Annotated in this window: 26 protein-coding genes; 5 read left to right on the top strand and 21 right to left on the bottom strand. The window is 45.2% G+C overall.

The genetic code is table 11. The features are described from left to right. Nucleotides 1-23 precede the first annotated feature (23 nt). The gene (locus tag AC59GT_RS04010) at nucleotides 24-200 is read left to right on the top strand and encodes a DUF6496 domain-containing protein (RefSeq protein ID WP_165852094.1); all 177 of its coding nucleotides are present in this window, start codon (nucleotides 24-26) and stop codon (nucleotides 198-200) included. Between the two features lie 54 nt (nucleotides 201-254). Here the strand turns inward: AC59GT_RS04010 and AC59GT_RS04005 are convergent, their stop codons facing one another. The 6 genes from AC59GT_RS04005 to AC59GT_RS03980 form a co-directional block, all read right to left on the bottom strand. Then, nucleotides 255-764, bottom strand: coding sequence for a hypothetical protein (locus AC59GT_RS04005; RefSeq protein WP_497236432.1), 510 nt, complete (start codon nucleotides 762-764; stop codon nucleotides 255-257). 34 nt (nucleotides 765-798) lie between these two features. Beyond that, nucleotides 799-1773 (bottom strand): Gfo/Idh/MocA family protein, encoded by a 975-nt coding sequence (locus AC59GT_RS04000; protein WP_497236431.1) that lies wholly within the window; start codon nucleotides 1771-1773, stop codon nucleotides 799-801. A gap of 9 nt (nucleotides 1774-1782) precedes the next feature. After that, the gene (ligA, locus tag AC59GT_RS03995; protein ID WP_497236430.1) at nucleotides 1783-3798 is read right to left on the bottom strand and encodes an NAD-dependent DNA ligase LigA; all 2016 of its coding nucleotides are present in this window, start codon (nucleotides 3796-3798) and stop codon (nucleotides 1783-1785) included. Nucleotides 3799-3874: 76 nt separating this feature from the next. Continuing rightward, nucleotides 3875-4717: an endonuclease/exonuclease/phosphatase family protein gene (locus AC59GT_RS03990; protein WP_497236429.1), complete on the bottom strand. Its 843-nt coding sequence runs from the start codon at nucleotides 4715-4717 to the stop codon at nucleotides 3875-3877. A 39-nt stretch (nucleotides 4718-4756) separates the two neighbouring features. Continuing rightward, nucleotides 4757-6865: a hypothetical protein gene (locus AC59GT_RS03985; RefSeq protein ID WP_497236428.1), complete on the bottom strand. Its 2109-nt coding sequence runs from the start codon at nucleotides 6863-6865 to the stop codon at nucleotides 4757-4759. A 318-nt stretch (nucleotides 6866-7183) separates the two neighbouring features. Then, entirely contained in the window at nucleotides 7184-7423 is a 240-nt protein-coding gene (locus AC59GT_RS03980; RefSeq protein WP_497236427.1) for a DUF3253 domain-containing protein, read from the bottom strand. A 125-nt stretch (nucleotides 7424-7548) separates the two neighbouring features. Between AC59GT_RS03980 and AC59GT_RS03975 the strand changes: the two genes are divergently transcribed. Then, a complete protein-coding gene (locus AC59GT_RS03975; RefSeq protein WP_497236426.1) occupies nucleotides 7549-7695 on the top strand; it encodes a hypothetical protein in 147 nt (48 codons plus the stop codon). Nucleotides 7696-7794: 99 nt separating this feature from the next. Here AC59GT_RS03975 and fabG read toward each other — a convergent pair whose 3' ends face one another. From fabG to AC59GT_RS03935, 8 genes are all read right to left on the bottom strand, one after another. Beyond that, nucleotides 7795-8538, bottom strand: a complete 744-nt coding sequence (gene fabG / locus AC59GT_RS03970) for a 3-oxoacyl-[acyl-carrier-protein] reductase (RefSeq protein ID WP_497236425.1) — start codon at nucleotides 8536-8538, stop codon at nucleotides 7795-7797. A 91-nt stretch (nucleotides 8539-8629) separates the two neighbouring features. Then, complete coding sequence (locus tag AC59GT_RS03965) at nucleotides 8630-9367, bottom strand: hypothetical protein (RefSeq protein ID WP_497236424.1); 738 nt, start codon at nucleotides 9365-9367, stop codon at nucleotides 8630-8632. Between the two features lie 229 nt (nucleotides 9368-9596). Next, nucleotides 9597-9971 (bottom strand): hypothetical protein, encoded by a 375-nt coding sequence (locus tag AC59GT_RS03960; protein WP_497236423.1) that lies wholly within the window; start codon nucleotides 9969-9971, stop codon nucleotides 9597-9599. A 139-nt stretch (nucleotides 9972-10110) separates the two neighbouring features. Next, nucleotides 10111-10308 (bottom strand): cysteine-rich CWC family protein, encoded by a 198-nt coding sequence (locus AC59GT_RS03955; protein ID WP_497236422.1) that lies wholly within the window; start codon nucleotides 10306-10308, stop codon nucleotides 10111-10113. A gap of 168 nt (nucleotides 10309-10476) precedes the next feature. Next, nucleotides 10477-10647, bottom strand: a complete 171-nt coding sequence (gene tatA / locus AC59GT_RS03950; RefSeq protein WP_117384197.1) for a twin-arginine translocase TatA/TatE family subunit — start codon at nucleotides 10645-10647, stop codon at nucleotides 10477-10479. A gap of 179 nt (nucleotides 10648-10826) precedes the next feature. Then, nucleotides 10827-13202 (bottom strand): ribonucleoside-diphosphate reductase subunit alpha, encoded by a 2376-nt coding sequence (locus AC59GT_RS03945; RefSeq protein WP_497236421.1) that lies wholly within the window; start codon nucleotides 13200-13202, stop codon nucleotides 10827-10829. 100 nt (nucleotides 13203-13302) lie between these two features. Next, the gene (locus AC59GT_RS03940) at nucleotides 13303-14274 is read right to left on the bottom strand and encodes a ribonucleoside-diphosphate reductase small subunit (protein ID WP_497236420.1); all 972 of its coding nucleotides are present in this window, start codon (nucleotides 14272-14274) and stop codon (nucleotides 13303-13305) included. 653 nt (nucleotides 14275-14927) lie between these two features. Then, nucleotides 14928-15299, bottom strand: coding sequence for a methionine-R-sulfoxide reductase (locus AC59GT_RS03935; RefSeq protein WP_117384200.1), 372 nt, complete (start codon nucleotides 15297-15299; stop codon nucleotides 14928-14930). Nucleotides 15300-15506: 207 nt separating this feature from the next. On the opposite strand from AC59GT_RS03935, the gene AC59GT_RS03930 reads away from it, so the two are divergent. Continuing rightward, nucleotides 15507-16013, top strand: a complete 507-nt coding sequence (locus AC59GT_RS03930) for a hypothetical protein (protein ID WP_497236419.1) — start codon at nucleotides 15507-15509, stop codon at nucleotides 16011-16013. A gap of 79 nt (nucleotides 16014-16092) precedes the next feature. Here the strand turns inward: AC59GT_RS03930 and AC59GT_RS03925 are convergent, their stop codons facing one another. From AC59GT_RS03925 to AC59GT_RS03900, 6 genes are all read right to left on the bottom strand, one after another. Further along, the gene (locus AC59GT_RS03925) at nucleotides 16093-17613 is read right to left on the bottom strand and encodes a serine hydrolase domain-containing protein (protein ID WP_497236418.1); all 1521 of its coding nucleotides are present in this window, start codon (nucleotides 17611-17613) and stop codon (nucleotides 16093-16095) included. Between the two features lie 177 nt (nucleotides 17614-17790). Next, on the bottom strand, nucleotides 17791-18558 hold the full coding sequence (locus AC59GT_RS03920) for a TlpA family protein disulfide reductase (RefSeq protein WP_497236417.1): 768 nt from the start codon (nucleotides 18556-18558) through the stop codon (nucleotides 17791-17793). Nucleotides 18559-18603: 45 nt separating this feature from the next. Further along, nucleotides 18604-18816, bottom strand: a complete 213-nt coding sequence (locus tag AC59GT_RS03915; protein WP_497236416.1) for a hypothetical protein — start codon at nucleotides 18814-18816, stop codon at nucleotides 18604-18606. 102 nt (nucleotides 18817-18918) lie between these two features. Continuing rightward, a complete protein-coding gene (locus AC59GT_RS03910) occupies nucleotides 18919-19128 on the bottom strand; it encodes a hypothetical protein (protein ID WP_497236415.1) in 210 nt (69 codons plus the stop codon). A 102-nt stretch (nucleotides 19129-19230) separates the two neighbouring features. Next, nucleotides 19231-19467, bottom strand: a complete 237-nt coding sequence (locus AC59GT_RS03905) for a hypothetical protein (protein WP_497236414.1) — start codon at nucleotides 19465-19467, stop codon at nucleotides 19231-19233. Nucleotides 19468-19532: 65 nt separating this feature from the next. After that, on the bottom strand, nucleotides 19533-20003 hold the full coding sequence (locus tag AC59GT_RS03900; protein ID WP_497236413.1) for a VOC family protein: 471 nt from the start codon (nucleotides 20001-20003) through the stop codon (nucleotides 19533-19535). A 219-nt stretch (nucleotides 20004-20222) separates the two neighbouring features. Between AC59GT_RS03900 and AC59GT_RS03895 the strand changes: the two genes are divergently transcribed. Continuing rightward, nucleotides 20223-20414: a hypothetical protein gene (locus tag AC59GT_RS03895; protein WP_497236412.1), complete on the top strand. Its 192-nt coding sequence runs from the start codon at nucleotides 20223-20225 to the stop codon at nucleotides 20412-20414. 36 nt (nucleotides 20415-20450) lie between these two features. Next, nucleotides 20451-20738, top strand: coding sequence for a hypothetical protein (locus AC59GT_RS03890; RefSeq protein WP_497236411.1), 288 nt, complete (start codon nucleotides 20451-20453; stop codon nucleotides 20736-20738). Nucleotides 20739-20808: 70 nt separating this feature from the next. Here the strand turns inward: AC59GT_RS03890 and AC59GT_RS03885 are convergent, their stop codons facing one another. Further along, nucleotides 20809-21657: a glycoside hydrolase family 16 protein gene (locus AC59GT_RS03885; protein ID WP_497236410.1), complete on the bottom strand. Its 849-nt coding sequence runs from the start codon at nucleotides 21655-21657 to the stop codon at nucleotides 20809-20811. Nucleotides 21658-21780: the final 123 nt, after the last annotated feature.

Below are 21780 nucleotides of genomic sequence, written 5' to 3'. Positions count from 1 at the left end.
AACATTAACTAATACATACTACCATGGCAAAGTATTCAAAAAAAGCAAGCGAGAAAGTGGAAGAAACCATGCACGAAATGAAAGAAGGCAAACTGAAAAGCGGCAGCGGTAAAAAGGTAACGAGCAAAAAACAGGCAGTAGCAATCGGTTTGTCGGAAGCGCGTAAAGAAGGGGCGAAAGTGCCTAAAAAGAAAGATTGATAATGAACACTACAATTTACCGCAGATGGTGCCTGAACCGTTTGCGGTAAAATACTATTCCGTATAAAATGCAGCGGCTATCCAGTCGTTAAGTTCTCCTTTTTTCTCCAGCTGAATCAAATTTTCAACGTCTTCATCCTTTCGCTTTCTAGGCTCACTATTGTACTTATCAATAAGTGCTTTCAAGGCAGTTACATTAGCAGAATTCAAGTCGAAATCATGCTTGTGCTGTAGAGAATACTTCGAGAACTGCGCCATGTATATAAAACCAAGCTGCGGGTTGCGATCAGACAGGCTCATAACAGCCTCTGTAAGTTTGATAGTAACAGCAGGCGACCCTTTCGCCCATTTTAACAGGAACTGCGTGGCCGCATCCATTTTCTGCGGCGACGACGACCATGGCGTTTGCTGCAGCCAGTCCGCGGTTTTAATTATTTCGGGTTCGTACCGCTCGTAATCAGCATCTGTTTTAAGCACATAGTCTTTGGGCACCTCATAGCTTTGGGCTAAGGCCATTGCCGATGCAAACATCAGAAAAAACAAAAAGCCGGTTACCTTATACATGCAGTAGTTTTAACGCTAAGATACTCATTGATTGCTATTTGATGGTGAAAGAATCTATAATTTTCATCAGCACCACAGCTTCATCAATTGTACAAGGATTTGGCCCCTCGTCTTTGAAGAAGGCAACTATCTTCTCAATCATCGGCTGCTGTATATGTTCAGGATGCGTGAAGTTGATGGTTTCTTCACCTGCATCAGTTTTGACATTCACCCAGGTACCAAAAAACGGGAACGTTATTTTTCCCTTAGTACCAACAATCTCGCAGGTATCCACCATTTCACTTTCGGCAACGTTAAAAGCCCAGTTGCCGTTTACTACAATGCCGTTTTTGAACACGATTGTACCGCTTACATTATCATCCGCAGGGCTCATGTTTGCCTGGTTTAGGCTGTACCCTGTATAATGTACAGGTTCGCCAAAGAAGTACAGCATCAGATCCAGTTGGTGCGGTGCAAGATCATGAAAGTATCCCCCGCCGGAAATTTCCGGGTCTAGCCGCCAGTTGGTGCCCGGGTATGTTGGAACCCTGGGCTCGCGGTTTTGCCACATGCGTATCTGCACGTTACGTACTTCGCCTACTGTATTATTCTCAAGCAACTGCCTTACATGCAAAAACATGGGCAAGGCGCGGCGGTAGTGTGCAACAGTTAGCTTAGCACCACTGTCGTGCACGGCCTGCGCCATAGCTTCGGCTTCAGCAGCATTGCGGGTTACAGGTTTTTCCACGTAAACATTTAACCCTTTTGCAATAGCACGTTTGGCATACTTCAGGTGCGATGATGGCGGAGTAGCTATAGATACAGCGTTCACCTCGGCATCTGTAAGTAACTGTTCGGCATCACTGTACCACCTCGGCACGTTGTGCCTGCGAGCGTAATCAGCTGCCTTTTCCGCATCCCGGCGCATTACGGCTACCAGGCTGCTATCCGCTATTTTGTTGTAAGCCTGGCCACTTTTACGTTCGGTAACGTCGCCACAGCCGATAATGCCCCAGTTAATTGCACTCATTTTGATATATTAGTTGATCATGGCCAGCAACTCTTCATCGCTGATGATCGGTATTTTTAATTTTGTTGCTTTTTCCAATTTCGACGGGCCCATGTTGTCGCCCGCTACCAGGTAGCTGAGTTTTGCCGAAATGCTGCTGAGTATCTTGCCGCCATTCTGCTCGATAATATCTTTGAGCTCATCGCGTGAATACTTATCGAATGTTCCGGAGATTATAAAGTTCTGCCCGGAGAGTTTATCGCTTGCAAGTGAAACCTCTTTTTCTTCTGCAATAAGCTGTAATCCCGCCGCCCGAAGCTTTTCTATTTCGTCACGATGGGTGTCATCCGCCAGGTAATTAAATAGACTTTCCGCAATCCGGCCGCCTATCTCTTCGGCTGCGGTAAGCTCCTCAACCGAAGCGGCCATTAACTTATCTATGGTTTTAAAATGTGCTACCAGCTTTTTGGCAACAGTTTCTCCCACAAAGCGAATCCCCATGCCGAACAGTACTTTTTCAAAGGGCTGTTGTTTAGAGCGTTCGATACCGTCAAGCATGTTGTTTATCGACTTCTCGCCGAAACGCTCCAGTCCTTTAAGGTCGTCACGTTTATCCTTTAAAGTATAAAGATCACTGATGTGCCTGATGAAGCCTTTTGTATAAAGCATGTCAATGGTCTCGTCACCAAGCCCATCAATATTCATCGCCTTACGCCCAATAAAATGCTGCATTTTACCTATGATCTGCGGAGGGCAGCCTTCATCATTAGGACAGTAATATGCCGCTTCTCCTTCTTGCCTAAGTAGCTCAGTATGACAGGCAGGGCAATGAGTAATATAATAAATTGGCTTTGCATCCGGCTTTCGTTTATCCAGGTTTACGCTGATGATTTTTGGAATGATCTCCCCGCCCTTTTCAACATAAACCGTGTCGTGCTCATGCAACTGCAAGCGTATAGTTATCTCATCGGCATTATGCAGCGTTGCACGCTTTACCGTTGTGCCAGCCAGCAGCACTGGTTTTAAGTTAGCCACCGGGACAACAGCACCTGTACGACCTACCTGGTAGGTAACCGCCAGAAGTTCGGTCTCTACTCTCTCAGCTTTAAACTTATAGGATATAGCCCAGCGAGGTGACTTAGAGGTAAAGCCCAACTCTTGATGCTGAGAGTAGTTATTTACTTTGACAACAATACCGTCAATATCGTAGCTTAAGTTATGCCGTTCTGTATCCCAGTGTTTAATGAACTCCAGTACACCGCTAATGTCATTTACTAATCGGCTATGGTCATCTACATGGAACCCCCACTCCCTTACTGCCTCGAGGCTTTTCCAATGCGTTTTAAAGAGCAATTTTTCGGTATATAGGCCATATAGAAAGCAGTCCAGCGGTCGACGGGCAACTTCTGCAGAGTCCTGAAGTTTCATGGTGCCGGAGGCAAAGTTGCGCGGATTAGCATAAGGCACCTCGCCATTGTCTATACGCTCTTTGTTCAGCCTCTCAAACGCTTTCAGGTGCATGAAAACCTCACCCCGAATCTCGAAAAGGTCTGGGTAGTTCCCCTTCGCAAGTTTTTTTGGAATGCTGTGGATGGTGCGTACGTTGGTGGTCACCTCGTCGCCCTGGGTGCCATCACCGCGGGTAACTGCACGAGCCAATGCACCGTTTTCATAGGTAAGGCTCATGGACAGGCCGTCGAACTTAAGTTCGCATACGTATTCAAAATTGTCTCCTATAGCCTTGCGAATACGCTGATCAAAATCAATCAGCTCCTGTTCGTTATAAGTATTCCCTAACGAGAGCATGGGCCAGCGATGCTTTACCGTAACAAACTCTTTGGTAATGTCGCCACCTACCTTTTGTGTAGGTGAATCCGGGTCGGCAAAGTCAGGAAATTGCTTTTCCAGTTCGCTTAGTTGCTTAAGTTTTTGATCGAAATCAAAATCGGCAATGGTGGGCATAGCCAGCACGTAGTAGTTGTAATTGTGCTGTTTAAGTTCGGCGGTTAGCGACTGTATCTTCTCTTTGGCTTCGGTAGGCGACATGGTAGCGAAGATAATTTTTTTGCCTGAATACTGCGTTACCCGTGTTTTACAAATAAAATCAGTAATAAAGATGAACTCAATATTTTACAGTAACTACCACGGGGTAATGATCTGAAGGTACCCGACCATGGTATGTATTTGTCAGGATTCCATAACGTAGTACCTTGAACTGTTTAGTCACAAAGATGTGATCGATCCGCTTATCGCCTGCTGTAGTTGCATCAAAGGAGTTAAAAGTATTGCTAGGCGCAAGCCTTACGGGGGATAGCACATAGGAGTCCTTTAGCACACCCGAGTTGTTGATTACCGCGTAACTGTCTGATGTTTGATCTACATTGAAATCGCCGGTAAGTATCACCGGCATGTTGGCCGGCATTTCCTTTATTTTTTGTAGGATCAGTTTAGAACTTTCGCTTCTTGCAATCACGCCAACGTGATCCATATGCAGGTTGAACATGTAAAAGGTAAAACCAGATTTTATTTCTTTGAACTGCACCCAGGTACAAATCCGTGGTAGTGCAGCGTCCCAGCCCTTGTTGGGTTTATCAGTTATGGTTGATAGCCAGAAATTACCGCTTTTAAGCACCTTAAATTTGCTGGCTTTGTAGAATATGGCAGAATGTTCGCCGCCGTGCTTCCCATCATCACGACCTGCCCCTATCCATTTGTAGCCTGGCAAACTATCGCTCAGTTCATTCAATTGATGGTACTTGAGCTCCTGGGTACCAAAAGCATCCAGATCCTGAAACTGAATTAACTTTGCCGCCCAGGGAAAACGCTGCCCCCAACCGTTACCAGCAGTAGAGTCGCCAGCGTTGGAGTAACGAAGATTGTAAGTGCCGATACTCAGTTGGCGCGATTGCCCTAAAACGCTTCCGGCAGCTATAAGCAATGCAAAAAAGACTATTATAAATTTCATAGCTAATAAGTGTAATTGTTTAAACAAAGTATGTCGCGTTTAAACAACGCCTTCCCTTTTCCGTACAAACCATTCGGTGCTCAGGAAGATTAGTAACAGGCCAAATATCCACTTCAGGTCTATCATGTCGCTGTAGTGCTTATCCTCATAAACAACCGTTTTGATGTTTTCGTTTTTGCGGATGAGATCAGCAAGCTTGCTTATTTCTGATGGATAAAGCATCTGCCCACCCGAACGCCTCGATATGGTGCGCAACAGCTGGTGGTTAGCAGCACTTTGCCGGGCCTCCAGGTTCAGTGGTCTGATATTGATCTGCCCGTGGGCGATCAACTGTTGCTTTCCGTTTTTGGCCGTAGCCGTATAGCTGTACTCGCCAACCGGCAAGGCGCCCGCGTTTAGTTGGTAGCTCTGGCCACTACGAGTGAACAAAAAGCTATAACTCTTGCCCGTTCCGCTCTTCAAATTAATACTCACATCAGGTGTGTTCACCAGCTCAAGCGCATCGTTATAGAGCTCAGCGTTTAGCAAAACGTTCTCGCCTTCATCAAACACGGTTTTGGCCGGATACACCCTAAAACGTTCCCGGTTACCATTTGCTGTAATATATTGCACCGCCTGGCCAAATAACTCTTCCATAGCGTGGTGATTACCATACTCTCGGTACTCTGCCAGTTGCCAGCGCCACAGGCCTTCACCTGCCAGGGCTGCGGTGCGTCTACCGCCTTCGTCGCTAAAAGCCAGCAACGGATATCCGGCAGCAACGTTGCCTATCTTTTGTTTAAGCAATACGTTTGCGTTACCTATAGTTTCATAGCTTCCGTATGCTGTTAATAGCGGCGGTAATTTAGCTAGCTTGTTTTGGCTGGAATCTGATAATGTAAATGCTGTAAACGATGGTACCGGCTGTGCAAACACTTCCTGCTCGTCGTCACGGGAGGCTTTTATACGAATGATCTTCTGCGCGTTATTAAACGCCCCAACGTCGCCTTGCGCACCTGATATAAACCATAACGGCATCCTGGCAGACAGCAGGTTTTGTGCTTTACTGTAACCCGCTGCGGATAACTGGTAAAGAATAGCCAGGTTTTGGTCTGCGGCTTTTACATTGCCGAGTTCATCAACCAGCACGGCTCTTACCTCGAAGTTTTTATTTGCCTCGATGGATTGTGTTATAGCGCTTACGTCAGGGTGCGGCCCTTCATACACCAGCAGCACTTTTTGCCGGGCATCCAGCACCTCCACGTAAAATGTTTCCGTATTGTTTTGTACGGATAGCTCGTTCTTTACCGGTGCTATGCTTACCGTATACTTTCTGATGCCTTTTTTATCGGCATTTAGTTTTAGCGGGATGACCTTCTTGAATGTAGCAGACGTCACCGCAATGGCTTGTGATGCTACCTGCCGGCCGTCTTCAGTAACCGTGAGGCGCATCTGTTCCCCGTTGCTTTGGTAGGCTTCGGCAAGTATCTCCACCTCAAAGTCATTGCCGAGGAAAGCCGTTTTGTTGTAAGTAACATTACCAAGAAGCAAGTCGCGGCGGGGTGTGGTGTCGCCAAGGGCTATGGTGTAGATACTGCTTTTTATGTTGCGGGCTTCGTACTGCGGATCGGCACCAAGATTATAAAGGCCATCTGTAGCCAGTACCATCGCGCCCACATTTTGGTTCGTGAACTGATCATTCAGCTGGTGTAGCGCGCTGGAGATATCCGTCTGTTTACCGTTGTAGGTATTGGAAAGGCTATCGTGCAGGCTCTTGTCAAAGCTAAACTCATGTACCTCGTAATCGTTACCAAGCTGCTTTTTAAGGGAACTTAATGCGGAGGAAGGTAACGATGATGCTTTACCAAAGAGCTTTATGGATTCTGACCTATCCTGCACAACCAGTATTACCGGCTTTTGTGGCTTGTAACTTACCGAGCGGATGAGCGGCGACACCAGCAGCAATCCCAGGCAAGTAACCACAATTGCCCTCACTGCAAACAATCCATACTGTGCGCCAGGTGCAAGCGTTACCGGCTGACGGTACATTAACCACGCGTAAGCCAAGCCAAGCAACACGCAGGCAGGCACCCACCAGCCCGAAGCAGCACCCCAGGTAACAGAAAATAACAAATGACAGACGTAAGCCGGATTGTGCGTAAAGCCCATTATTAAACCTTACCCGCAATTTGCGAATTTATTGTGAGCGCACGAACATAATTTTCTGTCGCAAAGTGTACAAGTGTTTCGCTTTGCAAAACCGAAACACCCGGAACAGCTAAAAAAGCTATATGCTTGTTTAACATTATGTTGCAAAAAAAAACGAAACAACCCGAAACAGTCGCCATACTTTAGCAACAACATGCAACTTACTGAAAGTTAGATACATGGAAAAGAGTATGCTATTTTGAAGCATCCATGCGAAACACCCCCAGCGAAACACTTTTAGCAATAATACCAAGCCGTATTGTATTAGAGGGTATCACATTATAGCTTAACAATGCTGATGCGAACCGGCCCTTTTATATGATCCACATCTACCGGTTTCCCTTTTTGGGTGATGATCACCTCACCAGTTTTGTGCAGTTCGATAGCAGCATTGCGCACTTCCTGCATGTGATTTCTCCAGTCATCAGGAAACAATTGCCGAGCTATTTCCGAAGGGCAGGTGCTTTTGTCGGGGCCACGTTCGGCGGCTTTGGTGAGGATGGTGTTGGAGATGTTCAATTAAACTTGTTTACTACCATGAACAACCACCCGTCGTACTGTCTTGTTTTAGTACCCCAGCCTAATACTAAAGTGAGTGCATGCAGCTCCAAGTTATTCTTTTCAGTGTATAACAATACCTTCCAATGATGATGACCGCCAGTGATGTACTTTTTCTTTTTCCGCAAAAGAAAAAGTACCAAAAAGAAAACTCGCGGCTGTGCCAGCTTGCTTTAAAGTTTCTGCTGCTGCAATGCACTGCTAACCGCAACCTGCCAAGGCCGCATGAATAATAATATGTTCTGTTCGTCGCTACAGGTCCTTCTTCACAACAAAAAAGCCAAAAGCCCTTTCTCAGAACTTTGGCTTTTCGCTTTAAGTTTTATGCTTTCTTATAGCATTCCGCCGTCTACAGGGATTACCTGTCCGGTGATGTAAGCTGCCATGTCTGATGCCAGGAAAACGCAGGCATTTGCCACGTCTTCAGTTTCGCCAGCACGTTTTAGCGGGATAGCTGCTGCCCAGCCTTCTACTACTTTAGGATCCAGCACTTCGGTCATCTCCGTACGGATAAAGCCTGGTGCAACCACGTTGGTGCGGATATTACGTGAGCCTAATTCTTTTGCTACCGATTTAGAGAACCCGATGATACCTGCTTTTGACGCTGCATAGTTGGCCTGCCCTGCATTACCCTGCACACCCACAACCGAACTCATGTTAATGAACACACCCTTGCGTGCTTTCATCATGATCTTGGAAGCTGCCTTGGTTACGTTGAATATCGATTTTAAGTTCACGTCCAATACTTCATCCCATTGGTCTTCGGTCATGCGCATCAGCAGTCCGTCTTTAGTTATACCGGCATTGTTAACTACAATATCCAGCTTGCCAAAATCAGCAACAATATCATTTATCAGTTTTTCGGCTTCGTCAAACTTAGAGGCATCGCTACGGTAACCTTTAATTGTGGTACCATGTGCCTGCAGTTCCTGCTCCAGCGCCTGCCCTTTTTCTACCGACGACAGGTAAGTAAAAGCTACGTTTGCGCCATGTTCGGCAAATTTCTCCGCTATTTTGCGGCCTATTCCTTTAGATGCGCCAGTAATCAGCGCGGTTTTTCCTTCTAATAATTTCATAATCTAAGCTATGTTTTTTGGACGCCGTGAAGGTAATGATTAAGTGGGAAAGACGGAAAAACTCTGTATACTACTACGCTGTTCCCTACCTTCAAAAATGAAAAGTAAGGAACAAGTTGCCTGATATTGCATTAAACCCCTGAATGGTAGACCCGCCTTCGCGCGAGTTATAACTAGCGCCGGTGATACCCAACCCATAGCGGCCCTCGGCACCAATGCTCATGTTGCTGCCAACTGCGCAGTTAAAACCCAGTTTGGGGCCAAAATAACTGACACTGGTGTTCCCGGAAACCGACACGTAACTGCCCGAACCATCTGATGCGGACAAGTCAAATTTGGTAAGTACAAACCCGCCATTTACACCTGCATACACATCAACAAGGCCAGTTAGCGGCACTTCGTAGGCAATGCCTAAATAAAAGCCTGTGCCCTGGTAATTGCTGTATTTAGTCACCACATCTTCAAAGCCCTCTTCAGATTCTGTAAACTCGGCTTGTTTTGGTTTATAGGACCGGTAGTCTATAGTTCCGGAGTATACCACATTGCCCATGCGCCGGGTAACTGTAGCACCAAAAGTTGGGGCCGCCTTATAAAAATCCCCAACATCGCCCCGAGGGGTTTCGTAACCTGCATTGAGTGATATTCCCCAGCCATCGCTTCGCTCTACGCCGCCGCTGTTGTGGTTGCTGCCGCCCAGCATATCACCATCGGCACCAATACCGGGTGTATGGCGGCGCTGCGCGTTGGCGGGCGACCAGGTAAAAACAACTAAAATAAAAAGCGTAAATACGGTGGCGAATGCCAGCCTTTGGGGAGAATTAGGGCGCATTGGGTTGATAAGGAATAGTTTACGCTACTAAGATAATATAATTTCCTTATCCGATAAAATTTTGTGTGTTGGTCTTAAGTAAGATGTTCTTAGTCGACAGTAGCAAGGCGTACAGGTCTTCGCCGTGCTCAGACTGATAAGGGTGATTGGCTGGTCATCAACAGTGTCATGGTGAGCCGGTCGAACTATTGAAAGCTGTATAGTCTTCGACAAGCTCAGTCTGACAGAATTAAACATCCCTTACCCAGGGTTCTTCGCCGGTGAAGTGTATAGTGGCCGCTTGCTCGTCTACTTTAAAATCCCAGCTAATGGTGTCTTTGGCGTTGTTATGTACATCTGAACAGGTATAGTGAAAGTGCAGGCTGAACCGCGCGCGAAAAGAGCCGGACTTCTTTACAGGATCGAACTTTGCGTCTATCAACTCCAGCTGGGTTACTACCGGTGAGCCGCCGTCTTTGTTATGGTAAGCCTCTAGTGCACGGGTGAGGGTGGCGTAATTAGCGCTGGCTTTATCATTGAAGATGTTTTGCAGGAAATCTGCAACGAAAACGCTGCCGCTCAACAGTTCGCCAACAGGTGTATGTAACTGAAATTCTTCTCTCATTGGGAATATTGGAAGCAAAAATAATTTTTTGTTGACGACGACAGACAAAATGAGTTCGACATTTGACGTTTAAGCATAGTTGTGAGATTGCTTCGTTCCTCGCAATGACGGATTGGATTTTCTGTAGTATTTTGGAACTCTACAAGCTCTCCTGATACTCCTGCTGCAGTTCCAACAGGCATTTTGCACACAGGCAGCCTTCATACAGTTCGCTTACGTACTGCACTTCGTTAATGGTTAGCTGCACTTTGCTGCACTGGCATTTGGTGTAAGAGTTGGCCTTACATTCAAAGCTGTCATTACAGCGATCACAGCGGATGATCTCGTGTTTTATCATTTGTTAGTAGTCCGCAAGTCGGTAAAGTCAGTAAGTCCGGATTACGGATCAGCTACCGGCCAGCTCTGACAAGTACAAAGGTCTTAAACAAAACGGCAAGCCTTATCATACAAACGTAAAAGGCCGGGGAACTTGTGGTTCCCCGGCCTTTTATTGTCTTGTGGTAAGTTATACTTCAGTTTTCGCAGCAACCGGTTTTTCCGGCTCGCCGTTTTGCGAATCTTTAAATTCTTTCATGCCTTTACCAAGGCCTTTCATTAGTTCCGGGATCTTTTTCCCGCCAAATAGTAGTACTATCGCTAGTATGATCAGTATGATCTCCGGTGCTCCTAAGCCCATAATATTGGTATTTAATTGTTTAATGTATATACGTAATAAAAGATACTTTGGTCTTACAAAATCATCTTTTATTAAAGGTAGGTATTTTATACAATATACCAGCCCATGAACTGTAACCTTTTAGTTATTGTTCATGGGCTGGTATAATGTAGTACTAACTTATCTTGCCTATAGACCGGTTATGCCGAGCAGGTTACACAACCTTCTTCCATTGAGCAGGTTGGGCCGGCAGGTACATCCTCGCTGCTGTTGTCTGCAACAACTTCCGGAATAACGGCTTCCATGTTTTTACCACCCTGGTTCTCAACCGTAAACTTAACCGCTTGCGATGCCGCTTGTGTACGCAGATAGTACATGCCTGTTTTAAGGCCCTTCTTCCATGCGTAGAAGTGCATTGAGGTAAGCTTGCTTGCGTTTGGCGAGTTGATGAACAGGTTAAGCGATTGCGACTGGCAAATGTACGCGCCCCTGTCTGCAGCCATATCAATGATGTTACGCATCTTGATCTCCCAAACAGTTTTGTACAGCTCTTTAATATCAGCAGGTATCTCGGCAATGTCCTGGATAGAACCGTTGGCAGAAATGATTCTGTCTTTCATGGCAGGCGTCCACAGGTTACGGTTAACCAGATCGCGCAGCAGGTGCTTATTCACGATCACAAACTCTCCACTTAGTACACGGCGGGTGTAAATGTTTGAGGTATATGGTTCAAAGCACTCGTTGTTACCCAATATCTGCGAGGTTGACGCGGTAGGCATAGGCGCTACCAGCAGGGAGTTACGCACACCATGGTTCATTACATCAAGGCGCAGGTTTTCCCAATCCCAACGGCCGCTTTCCGGTTTAACGTTCCAAAGGTCAAACTGGAACTGGCCTTTTGATAACGGTGATCCTTTAAAGGTTTCGTAAGCGCCATCTTTTATAGCCAGGTCCTTAGAAGCCGTCATGGCAGCAAAGTAAATGGTCTCGAAGATGTCTTTGTTCAGCTGTTTAGCTTCTTCGCTCTCGAATGGCATACGCAGCAGGATGAACGCATCGGCTAAACCCTGTACACCTAAGCCTATTGGGCGATGGCGCAGGTTGCTGTAACGTGCCTCTTCTACCGGATAATAGTTATGATCAATGATCTTGTTCAGGTTCAAAGTAGCCTGGTAGGTTACTTCGTACAATTTCTGGTGGTCAAACTCACCGTTGATCACGTAGCGTGGCAAGGCAAGCGATGCCAGATTGCAAACCGCAACTTCTTTATCTGAAGTGTACTCGATAATCTCGGTGCAAAGGTTTGAGCTTTTTATAGTACCCAGGTTTTGCTGGTTAGATTTAGCGTTAGCCGCATCCTTGTACAACAGGTAAGGTGTACCGGTTTCTACCTGGCTATCCAGTACTGCAAACCAAAGTTCCTGTGCTTTAATGGTTTTACGGGCACGGCCTTCACGCTCGTATTTGGTGTATAAAGCTTCAAACTCGTCGCTGTGGCAGTCGGCCAGGCCGGGTGCTTCATGCGGGCAGAACAGGCTCCAGTCCTCATTAGCTTCAACACGTTTCATGAACAGGTCGCTTACCCAAAGTGCATAGAACAAATCGCGGGCGCGCATTTCTTCTTTACCGTGGTTCTTACGCAGATCAAGGAACTCGAAGATATCTGCATGCCATGGCTCCAGGTAAATAGCGAAAGCGCCTTTACGTTTGCCGCCGCCCTGGTCTACATAACGGGCAGTGTCGTTAAACACCTTCAGCATTGGTATGATACCGTTGCTGGTACCGTTTGTACCGCTGATGTATGAACCTGTTGCACGCACATTGTGGATGCTGAGGCCGATACCGCCGGCGCTTTGAGAGATCTTGGCAGTTTGCTTAAGGGTATCGTAGATGCCTTCGATGCTGTCGTCCTTCATGGTTAACAGGAAGCATGATGACATTTGTGGTTTTGGAGTACCTGCGTTGAACAAGGTAGGTGTAGCATGTGTAAACCAGCGCTCGCTCATCAGGTTGTAGGTTTTGATAGCGCTCTCGATATCATGCTTGTGGATACCAACCGATACACGCATGAACAGGTGCTGAGGGCGCTCGGCAATTTTACCGTCTATCTTCAGCAGGTATGATTTTTCAAGAGTCTTGAAACCGAAGTAATCGAAACCGAAGTCGCGGTCATAAATAATGCTGCTATCCAGTATATCTGCATTATCGCGGATGATCTCGTATACATCATCAGCTAATAACGCTGCATTTTTGCCTGTTTTTTTGTCAACGTACTCGTACATACGTTTCATTGTTTCTGAAAACGACTTTGTGGTGTTCTTATGCAGGTTGCTTACCGCTATACGCGATGCCAGCAAAGCATAGTCAGGGTGCTTGGTAGTTAACGATGCCGCTGTTTCTGCTGCAAGGTTATCCAGCTCTGATGTGGTTACACCATCAAATAAACCCTCAATAACCTTTTTGGCCACATCAATAGGGTCCACCAGGTTAAAGCCATAACACAGTTTTTCAATTCGCGCGGTGATCTTGTCGAATTTTACCGTTTCTTTTCTGCCGTCTCTTTTTATTACGTACATTTTTTGTTGGTAGTTAAGTAGTTAGTGTAAAGTGTGGGGAAGCTTTAACCAACAGTATTAAATTAATTAGGGTTATATAGTTAGGGTACTTTTGATCGGTTTAGAAATCCTCGTCAAGCGAGAAGGCTTTTGTTTCAGGTGAATTCATTACGCCGCTTTTCTGGTAATCGCCAACGCGTTTTTCAAAAAAGTTGGTTTTACCCTGCAGGCTTATCATCTCCATAAAATCGAACGGGTTTGTAGCGTTGTATACTTTATCGTAACCAAGTTCGCCCAGCCACCTATCTGCAACAAACTCAATATACTGGCTCATCAGCTTAGCATTCATGCCTATTAAACTAACCGGCAGCGCTTCGCTAACAAATTCTTTTTCTATTTCTACCGCATCGGTAATAATCTTGGTAGCTGCTTCTTTGCTCAATTTATTATCCAGCATTTTGTACAGCAGGCACGCGAATTCGCAGTGTGAACCTTCATCACGGGAGATCAGCTCGTTACTGAAGGTAAGGCCCGGCATCAAACCACGTTTTTTAAGCCAGAATATAGAGCAGAAGCTACCTGAAAAGAAGATACCTTCTACTGCTGCAAATGCTACTAAACGCTCGGCAAAAGTACCGTTGTTTATCCAGCGTAGTGCCCACTCGGCCTTTTTACCTACACAAGGCACGGTATCAATAGCATGGAACAGGCGGTCTTTTTCAGCCGGATCTTTAATGTAAGTATCAATTAACAGCGCATAGGTTTCTGAGTGGATATTCTCCATCATGATCTGGAAACCGTAAAAACAACGTGCTTCCGGCAGCTGCACCTCGCTCATGAAATTTATGGCAAGGTTCTCGTTCACTATACCATCACTCGCGGCAAAAAACGCCAGGATGTGCGATATAAAATGCTTTTCGCCTGCGTTAAGGCTTTCCCAATGCTTAATGTCGTCAGACAGGTCTATTTCTTCCGCGGTCCAGAAGCTGGCTTCCGCTTTTTTGTACATCTCCCAAATAGCGGGGTATTTAATAGGCAGGATAACAAAGCGGTCTTTGTTCTCTTTAAGCAGTAATTCAGTTTCCTCTTGCATCGTCCTCTTTAATTTATTGTCGTTTATGCTTTATTATCCCGTTCTCTCTTCGCTTATAGCTGCACTGTGTACCACAAGTTTGCAGACGAGTGTGCCTCACGAGTTTTTTAAATGGCCGAAGCCGTTATTACCCGCCCCAAAAAGCATCCTCACTAATCCCCTGCTATTAAACTTTATTTTAATACACACAGCCCATGCTCAGCATGGTGTTTCCTTGTTGTTTGACGAAGATAGAGCCGCCAAACGGATAGCGTTGAAAGAACTTATGCTTCAAAGATAGGGCATGAGTTTATAGGACGTTAGTTGAAGTTTTTAACATCACCTGTAAGTTATAAACAAAGCAAAATAAATTTGGAAGTTAGCGATGAATATGCTGCTGTTTCAATCACATGAACATCAGCTGTTTAACTATTTATTGAGTTGTGTTAACACAAACAAGACAACATAACATTTACCTAATATACAGGTGATGTTTACTTTACTTTTCACAGACAAAAACCACCTGTAGAACGGCTTGTAAACACTGGTTTTTGGCCAAAAACAGACCCGATTTTAAATGGGTTTTCGGAGCTTTGAAGGTTATGCAGAGAGATTGTGGAAAACAAAAATTCCGATCTTTTTTCAAGACCGGAATTCCTGTTTATCGTCAATAATTATTGGGCATCTGCAACCGGCACAAACTTCATCGAGATGGAGTTTACACAGTGGCGGGTGTTCTTGGGTGTCATGTACTCGCCCTGGAAAACATGGCCCAGGTGCGCACCGCAATTGGCGCAAAGTATTTCGGTACGGCGGCCGTCTGCATCCGTTTCCCAACGTACTGCGCCTTCTATCTCATCGTCAAAACTTGGCCAGCCGCAAAACGATTCAAACTTATCTTCGCTGCGGTATAGCGGAGCATCACAGCGCTTGCATACATATAAACCCTGCGCTTTATTGTTTAACAGTTCGCCGGTGAATGGCCGCTCGGTACCTTTGTATAGTATTACCCTTTCTTCGTCGGGAGTTAACTGATTATAATTCATTTTTTATTTTTTGATTAGATGATGTTAATGATTCTATCAATTGACCACTTGGCCTTAGACTGCGACCTGATTGACAATCCTTTTCACATAAATATACGACAAATTGCACGGTTTTTTTGTTTGTACAGGGATGTTTACACGGGTTTGACCGAGCGAAATTAAAAACTTTATAGCTAAATTGCTATTTGATAATAAACTGCTGTTTTAATGTATCTGCTTTCTGTTCTTACGTTTTTTATGCTGTGTGGCACCCCAACTGCGGAGGCCAGTAAACTAACTGTTGCTACTAAGACGAACAGCATAGATACCTCCAGGTACGCTATCCTGAAATTTCATAAAGGCCGCGACAGCTTTCTGTTCGACAGTACGTATACTGCCGCGAACACTACCGAGGACGACATCAAAAAAATTGAAAAGATAATTAAGGTGACCGTTGCAGAGTATAACGAACGTCTCTTGAAAAACACGGGGAGTAAAGCAACAAAGGCCGGCCTTATCTATAAGCCAGACAAATACTATAAACAGATTATTTGTGTAATTAACTCCAAAGGCGAGAAAACCGTTTGGGTGAACTGCTTTTGCACCCCTCACGAAAAACGGTACTGGCACAAAGGCGTTATAATGGTGCTAGACGGTGGCCCATGTTTCTTCAACATAAAGATAAACCTGGTGACCAATACTGTGATGGATTTGCAAGTGAATGGAGTAGCTTAACCCCCCAGCTCCCTAAAGAGGAACAGAATTAAGCTATCGGGTTGCGTAATACACTCTGCTGTATACTTAATTTACCCTTTCAGAGAGTTTGGATATCCAAGTGATACTCCTGTATTAAGGGCGGGTTCTCCGGTGTGAGGGTAAAGCTTACGCGAATGCTGGCCTTCTCCCCTTTTATAATAAAATATCCACGTAGCTGGTTCTCGGCAACAACATCGCCGATACTAATAATCTTCCCGGCCTTGGCGAAAGCTTCATCCGCAGCGATCTTCAGCTTATCCGGAAAGTAATCCATAAAAAAGTTGTCAGCAAAAATGCCGCTTGTTTTGGCAGTGTTCCAGTCTGCTATCACTTTTAGTAGTTCTAACTTGCGCTGCTCCAGAATATTCGATGCTGGCACAACCCGGGGCCGGATGCCCGAGAGTACCAGCATGGTATCCAGCACGGCATTGTTTATCAGGGCAGTACGGGCGTAGGTTAAGTTTGCAAATACAACCACGCCCACACCATACTCGGGCATTACGTTCCATTGGCTGCCAAAGCCGGGTAAACCGCCGGTGTGCCCCACGTAAATACGATTATCGCAGTCTTTCATCCACCTTAAACCATACGCATAAGCGGTAACATTGGGGCAAGGCCTGCCCGTAGGAGTTTTAGCGTTGGCTGTTAAATAATTCATATCCCAGGGGTACTGCATTTCACGTACGGAACTCCGCTTTACCGGGCCACCTTCGGCATCATCACGAACGGGCCATGCATTTAAGTGCACAGCCATGTACTTACTAAAATCTTCAATAGTTGTTATTAGCCCACCCATAGCGCCATAAGAACCATCGTGCAGCAGCGGCTGCTCTACCCATCTATCATCCAACCAGCGGTAGCCATGTGCCAACTTATTGGCGGGTACGGCGGTATATTCCCAGTAGGTGTGCGTCATGCCTAAAGGCTTTAGAATATTATCGGTGATAAATTGCTGATACGTTTTTCCGCTTACCTTTTTTATGATGTAGCCCAGTGTGGCAAAACCAAGGTTACTGTATTCGTAACCGGTACCCGGGTTGGTAGAAAAAGCAACTCCCTTCCGGTAAATAGCTAAAAGCTCCTCATCGGTATCGGCAAGCCGGCGGTCGCCCCAGGGGTTATCTTCCGGGAAGCCTGCAGTATGCGTAAGCAATTGACGGATGGTAATAGCGGTAGCATCTTTCGTGAGGTACTTAGTCCTTTTCATCTCCGGAATGTACAGGTAAGCCGGATCATCAAGCTTTAGCTTTCCGGCATCGCGCAGCTTGAGGATGGCCATTGCGGTAAGGCTCTTGGTCATAGATGCTATGCGGAAATCAGAAGAGGCATCTGCCGTTATCTTCTTATCTATATTGATGTAACCAATGCCGCCGCTGTGCACCAGTTTGCCGTCGACCACAATGCCATACGCCAGCCCCGGCCAATGGTTCTTGTCCGCGTAATCTTTATATAGCTGGTCTATAACCGGGTAAGTTGCCTTTATCTTTTTTAGCCTGTCCGCATCTGTAAACGTTGCAGGTTTGTATTGTGCATAGGCTGTGGATGCCGTTAAAAGAAGAAGGTAGAGAAGTTTGCGCATCGTCTGAATCAGAATTTCCGGAATTTAAGAATTTTCAGGATGAATATCCAATGATCGCAACTTATATGGTAATTGTAGTTAGGGAATGCAGGCATTTGCAATTAGCCTTGTCCATAAGTAGTTGTTACGCTCATCTTGACAACTCTGGTTCTCCCTTCAGGGGGTTAGGGGGCTGGCCTATAGCTTCTCCAGCGCGTAAATCACTTCTTCAGGCGTATCTACCACGCTCACTATTTTACCCTGCTTATTGATGATGAAGTGTGTTGGAAAAGCATCTACATTTAATTTCTTTTTGATGTAAGCGTGCTGATCTGCCACTATCGCGTAGTTAAATGGCTTTCGTTTTAAGAATGACTGCAATTTGGCTTTGCTGTCGGGAGCCAGCGCTACAAAAACCACATCCTTTCGATTTTTGTATTTGGCCACCAGTTCATTCAGGGCAGGCATTTCCTTTTCACAGGTGGCACATCCTATAAACCAGCAATTGATCACCAGGGTTTTACCTTTAAGTGTAGCAGCGTTGTATCTATGCCCCTGTATGTCGGTAAAGTTGTAATCAGGAAGCTGCTTACCTTCTCGCCGGTAATTATCATACAATACCACACTCCAACCGTGTATGTACTGCCCCATCTCCTTAGCCTGGCCGGCGTTCATTTTGTAAAGCTTGTACTGCCATTGTTTGCCATCAGCAACCAATCTTACCGGAAGGTATGATCCGGTGGTGAGCACTTTGAGAAAGTCGCCCTTGCTCATAGGCTTCATGGCTGCGTTATACGTAACAATATCCTGCGACAGCTTCATGTGGTTGCTTACATACTGAAAAAAGTTGTCATAGTTTTTCAGGATAAAAGCAGGTTCCTGCACAGGCTTACCAGGTATAGTAACACCTGCGAAGCAGGATAACTGTACCAGTACCACAATTATTAAGGTAAGCAGCTTTTTCATACAGAATAGTTTGTCGCTACAATATACAACAATGCTGCGCGCAAATTATTCCTTTTTTGCAGTAGCAACTAAAGCAATACCTCCTATAAGTAGTATCCCGCCAAGGTATGGTGGCCAGTTTACGGATTTTTGTTTATCTGCTGAAACTTGTATTGGCCCGGCATCAACAATTTTTTCCTTTTTGGTGTAAGTAAAACCTGTCCAAACCAGCATTACAATGCCGAGGATAATAAGTACGATTCCGATGGTTCTGTTCATGATTGATGGGCTAAAAAGTTTATAATTTAAGTATGGCTATTCTTATAGTTGAACAAGAATACTTTTCGGGGCAAATTGTTTTATAAATGAATTAACAACATGTTAAATCCGGCCAGTCTCCATAACATCTGTATTATGAAAATTCCAGTCCTCTACATCAATTACTCCGGGTACGGTTTGATAATGGCCATCATCGTTAGGGCACTTTACCACGTACAAAGCCTGGTCTGTAAGAAAAATTATTGGCGCTGCTCCGCAATGTTTGCAAACCTTGCAATTAAGCGACTGCGGCATATTTAAGAAACCTCTCATAACAATTTGTTATTGGTGATCAGGTTTCTGACGGCTTAAAACAGCAATAGTTTAACTATAAGTAAATTTACAAAACAAATTTGAAAAGAAACGACCGCTCGATTAGCCGCATTTATTGTTGATCATGTGGAAATCATAATCGTTTTCATACAAAACGGAGTTATGAATATTCCAGTCCTCAATATCAATAATACCCGGCGCAGTAGTGTAATGAGCATCATCATTCGGGCACTTTACCACGTAACCCTCCAGCCCAACGTTTGATATGATAGGCCGGGCACCGCACTCGCGGCATTTCTTACAATAGATAGATTTTGGAATAGTTACGTACCCCTTCATACCCGTACATACGCAGGCGGCACTCTCACTGGTTGTAGTAAAAAGAAAAATTATTAGCGACTAATTTATTTCATGTCGTTGATCTCGATCAAATAGCCGTCAGGATCACGAATGTACACCTGGTTTACGCCATCCACACGACGTTCTACTTTGCCTACTTCACCTTTCCAATTGCTGTACTCTATCTTCATGGCGTTAAGCTTATCTATAAAAGTAGCAATAGATGGCACCTTAAAGCACAAATGCACGCCACGGGGGTAATCAGCCTTAGGGCAATTGCCTTGTATAATATGCATCTGCAAGTTGGGGCCAATGCTGTACCAGGTATGCACGGTATCTTTAAACGGGTTAGCAATAATCTTTAACCCCAACACAGTAGTATAGAATTTGTTACTGGTTTTAAGATCTGCCGAACACAAAGCGGTATGATCTAAGGTAGCTTGCGCACGGGTTATAAACGGCAGGCACAGCAGCGCGCAGGTAATAATTGCTTTTACCGATTTAGCTGGTAAGCTTTTAAAATTGAAATTAAGCATAATTGGTTTTTGTAACAGCTAAAGATACATTGTGCTACTGCCACCACATAATTTTATTTGTAACAATTGCGCTTGCACTTATTTACAACTTAAGCGCTTACCTACTCCGATCTTACCTGATGGCCGTTTTGTAACAACCATGTGACCACCACATCTCGCCATTAAACTTTGCCTTTCTGCACAAGTTTAACTTATAAAGCAACACAAATTATAAAGCTTATGAAAAAGGAAATAATAAGGTTAGTGGCACTTTTGGTATTTGGTGCCGCAGCTATAACAGGTTGTTCGATAGAAAATCAGGGTCGCCGCGGATACAGGTACAATCACGACCGCCACTACAGGGATCGCAACCACAATTATGATCGCAACAATAACTACGACCGCGACCATAGTTACCATAATGGATACTAAACAAACATCATTATTAACACTTAAAATTCACACACCATGAAATATCTTAAAGTTTTTGCAATAGCAATAATAACCATGTTCGCCGTAGAAGGCGCTAAAGCCCAAGTAGCCGTACATGCCCGTATTGGCGCACCGGTACGCAGCCGTACAGTCGTAGTAGAGCGGCCGGTATATCACCGCCCTTATTACCGCCGCGCTGTTGCAGTGCGCCCGGTATACCATCGTCCTTACCGCCGGACTGTAGTGGTTGAAAGACCGGCTTACCGCCGCCATGTAGTTTACAATCGCCCTTACGCTAAACGCGTAGTGGTTAGGAGATACTAAATAGAGCGGCTTTTTATAAAGTCTCACTTAAACAAAAAGGCCTCCCGGATTGCGGAAGGCCTTTTTGTTTTTATTTAGTTACCAGTACCCAGTCTACATAAACGTTGGCTTTGCCGGCCTTTATCTTGTCTACGGATGATTGCGACAAGCCGTAATACGGCTCCTTAACTTTATTTACGCCGGCAGGGTACCCGCCGCCAATGGCATAGTTCAGGATCAGGAACTTAGGGTTATCAAACGACCATTTGCCATATTTCTCTACCATAGCCCTGGTTACAGTATAGGTTACTTTGCCATCAACCTTAAAAGTGAGGCTACTCTCCCGCCAGTCTACAGTATATACATGCCATTGGGTAACATCTGTCCCTTTAGGGAATGTATTGCGATATACAAGTGGTGTGTTACCAAAGTAACCAGGCCCGTGCAGCGCGTTGCTGGTCCAGGTGCTGTCGCCAACGGTTTCCATAATATCTATCTCGCCGCAATCAGGCCATTTACCTTTTCCAAGCGCCCAGAAAGCCGGCCATAAACCTTCGCCACCGGCTATCTTCATTCTTGCAGAGAATGTTCCGTAAGTAAACATCATCTTATCGCGGGTATTAATCCTGCCCGAAACGAAGTCGTACTTTTTACCTTCTTTGCTGGTATGTCCGGGCTTGAAAACCGGTTTAAGCACCAGTGCACCGTGGGTGGCGCCAATAGCTTTCCCATCTACCATGTAAATAGTGGCGGCCGAATCTATATACGCCTGCTGCTCGTCGTTAACGGTATGGCCTGTCACCTCTACGTTCCATTTGGTACGGTCGAGGGTGCTTTTATTGAAGTCCTCAAAATAAATAGTGTCCTGCCTGCCTTGCTGTGCCAGCGCGGCACCGCACATCAATAAAACGGCAGATATACTTAATACTGGAATTTTCATGGAGTTTTTAAATGGTGGCTAAAAGTACAACTTGTCGAGGCAAATTCAACGTAAATACATCGTTACTAATTTCATCTATATAATAGGCTGGCAGCCTTATTGCTTTTTTACACCGCAATTACG

The organism is Mucilaginibacter sp. 320_HR, from assembly GCF_059691875.1.
Note: the sequence above shows the minus strand (reverse complement) of the source record. Positions and strands in the feature narration are given on the sequence as shown.

What these genes read in the sequence shown, in the direction of transcription:
- AC59GT_RS04010 (WP_165852094.1), top strand. Translation starts at nt 24, where the DNA reads ATGGCAAAGTATTCAAAAAAAGCAAGCGAGAAAGTGGAAGAAACCATG.
- AC59GT_RS03920 (WP_497236417.1), bottom strand. Translation starts at nt 18,558, where the DNA reads ATGAAAAAGCTGCTTACCTTAATAATTGTGGTACTGGTACAGTTATCC.
- AC59GT_RS03955 (WP_497236422.1), bottom strand. Translation starts at nt 10,308, where the DNA reads ATGATAAAACACGAGATCATCCGCTGTGATCGCTGTAATGACAGCTTT.
- AC59GT_RS03915 (WP_497236416.1), bottom strand. Translation starts at nt 18,816, where the DNA reads ATGAACAGAACCATCGGAATCGTACTTATTATCCTCGGCATTGTAATG.
- AC59GT_RS03925 (WP_497236418.1), bottom strand. Translation starts at nt 17,613, where the DNA reads ATGCGCAAACTTCTCTACCTTCTTCTTTTAACGGCATCCACAGCCTAT.
- AC59GT_RS03975 (WP_497236426.1), top strand. Translation starts at nt 7,549, where the DNA reads ATGATGATGACCGCCAGTGATGTACTTTTTCTTTTTCCGCAAAAGAAA.
- ligA (WP_497236430.1), bottom strand. Translation starts at nt 3,798, where the DNA reads ATGTCGCCTACCGAAGCCAAAGAGAAGATACAGTCGCTAACCGCCGAA.
- AC59GT_RS03935 (WP_117384200.1), bottom strand. Translation starts at nt 15,299, where the DNA reads ATGAATTATAATCAGTTAACTCCCGACGAAGAAAGGGTAATACTATAC.
- AC59GT_RS03940 (WP_497236420.1), bottom strand. Translation starts at nt 14,274, where the DNA reads ATGCAAGAGGAAACTGAATTACTGCTTAAAGAGAACAAAGACCGCTTT.
- AC59GT_RS03960 (WP_497236423.1), bottom strand. Translation starts at nt 9,971, where the DNA reads ATGAGAGAAGAATTTCAGTTACATACACCTGTTGGCGAACTGTTGAGC.
- AC59GT_RS03885 (WP_497236410.1), bottom strand. Translation starts at nt 21,657, where the DNA reads ATGAAAATTCCAGTATTAAGTATATCTGCCGTTTTATTGATGTGCGGT.
- AC59GT_RS03990 (WP_497236429.1), bottom strand. Translation starts at nt 4,717, where the DNA reads ATGAAATTTATAATAGTCTTTTTTGCATTGCTTATAGCTGCCGGAAGC.
- AC59GT_RS03945 (WP_497236421.1), bottom strand. Translation starts at nt 13,202, where the DNA reads ATGTACGTAATAAAAAGAGACGGCAGAAAAGAAACGGTAAAATTCGAC.
- AC59GT_RS03985 (WP_497236428.1), bottom strand. Translation starts at nt 6,865, where the DNA reads ATGGGCTTTACGCACAATCCGGCTTACGTCTGTCATTTGTTATTTTCT.
- fabG (WP_497236425.1), bottom strand. Translation starts at nt 8,538, where the DNA reads ATGAAATTATTAGAAGGAAAAACCGCGCTGATTACTGGCGCATCTAAA.
- AC59GT_RS03900 (WP_497236413.1), bottom strand. Translation starts at nt 20,003, where the DNA reads ATGCTTAATTTCAATTTTAAAAGCTTACCAGCTAAATCGGTAAAAGCA.
- AC59GT_RS03930 (WP_497236419.1), top strand. Translation starts at nt 15,507, where the DNA reads ATGTATCTGCTTTCTGTTCTTACGTTTTTTATGCTGTGTGGCACCCCA.
- AC59GT_RS03910 (WP_497236415.1), bottom strand. Translation starts at nt 19,128, where the DNA reads ATGAGAGGTTTCTTAAATATGCCGCAGTCGCTTAATTGCAAGGTTTGC.
- tatA (WP_117384197.1), bottom strand. Translation starts at nt 10,647, where the DNA reads ATGGGCTTAGGAGCACCGGAGATCATACTGATCATACTAGCGATAGTA.
- AC59GT_RS04005 (WP_497236432.1), bottom strand. Translation starts at nt 764, where the DNA reads ATGTATAAGGTAACCGGCTTTTTGTTTTTTCTGATGTTTGCATCGGCA.
- AC59GT_RS04000 (WP_497236431.1), bottom strand. Translation starts at nt 1,773, where the DNA reads ATGAGTGCAATTAACTGGGGCATTATCGGCTGTGGCGACGTTACCGAA.
- AC59GT_RS03965 (WP_497236424.1), bottom strand. Translation starts at nt 9,367, where the DNA reads ATGCGCCCTAATTCTCCCCAAAGGCTGGCATTCGCCACCGTATTTACG.
- AC59GT_RS03905 (WP_497236414.1), bottom strand. Translation starts at nt 19,467, where the DNA reads ATGAAGGGGTACGTAACTATTCCAAAATCTATCTATTGTAAGAAATGC.
- AC59GT_RS03895 (WP_497236412.1), top strand. Translation starts at nt 20,223, where the DNA reads ATGAAAAAGGAAATAATAAGGTTAGTGGCACTTTTGGTATTTGGTGCC.
- AC59GT_RS03890 (WP_497236411.1), top strand. Translation starts at nt 20,451, where the DNA reads ATGAAATATCTTAAAGTTTTTGCAATAGCAATAATAACCATGTTCGCC.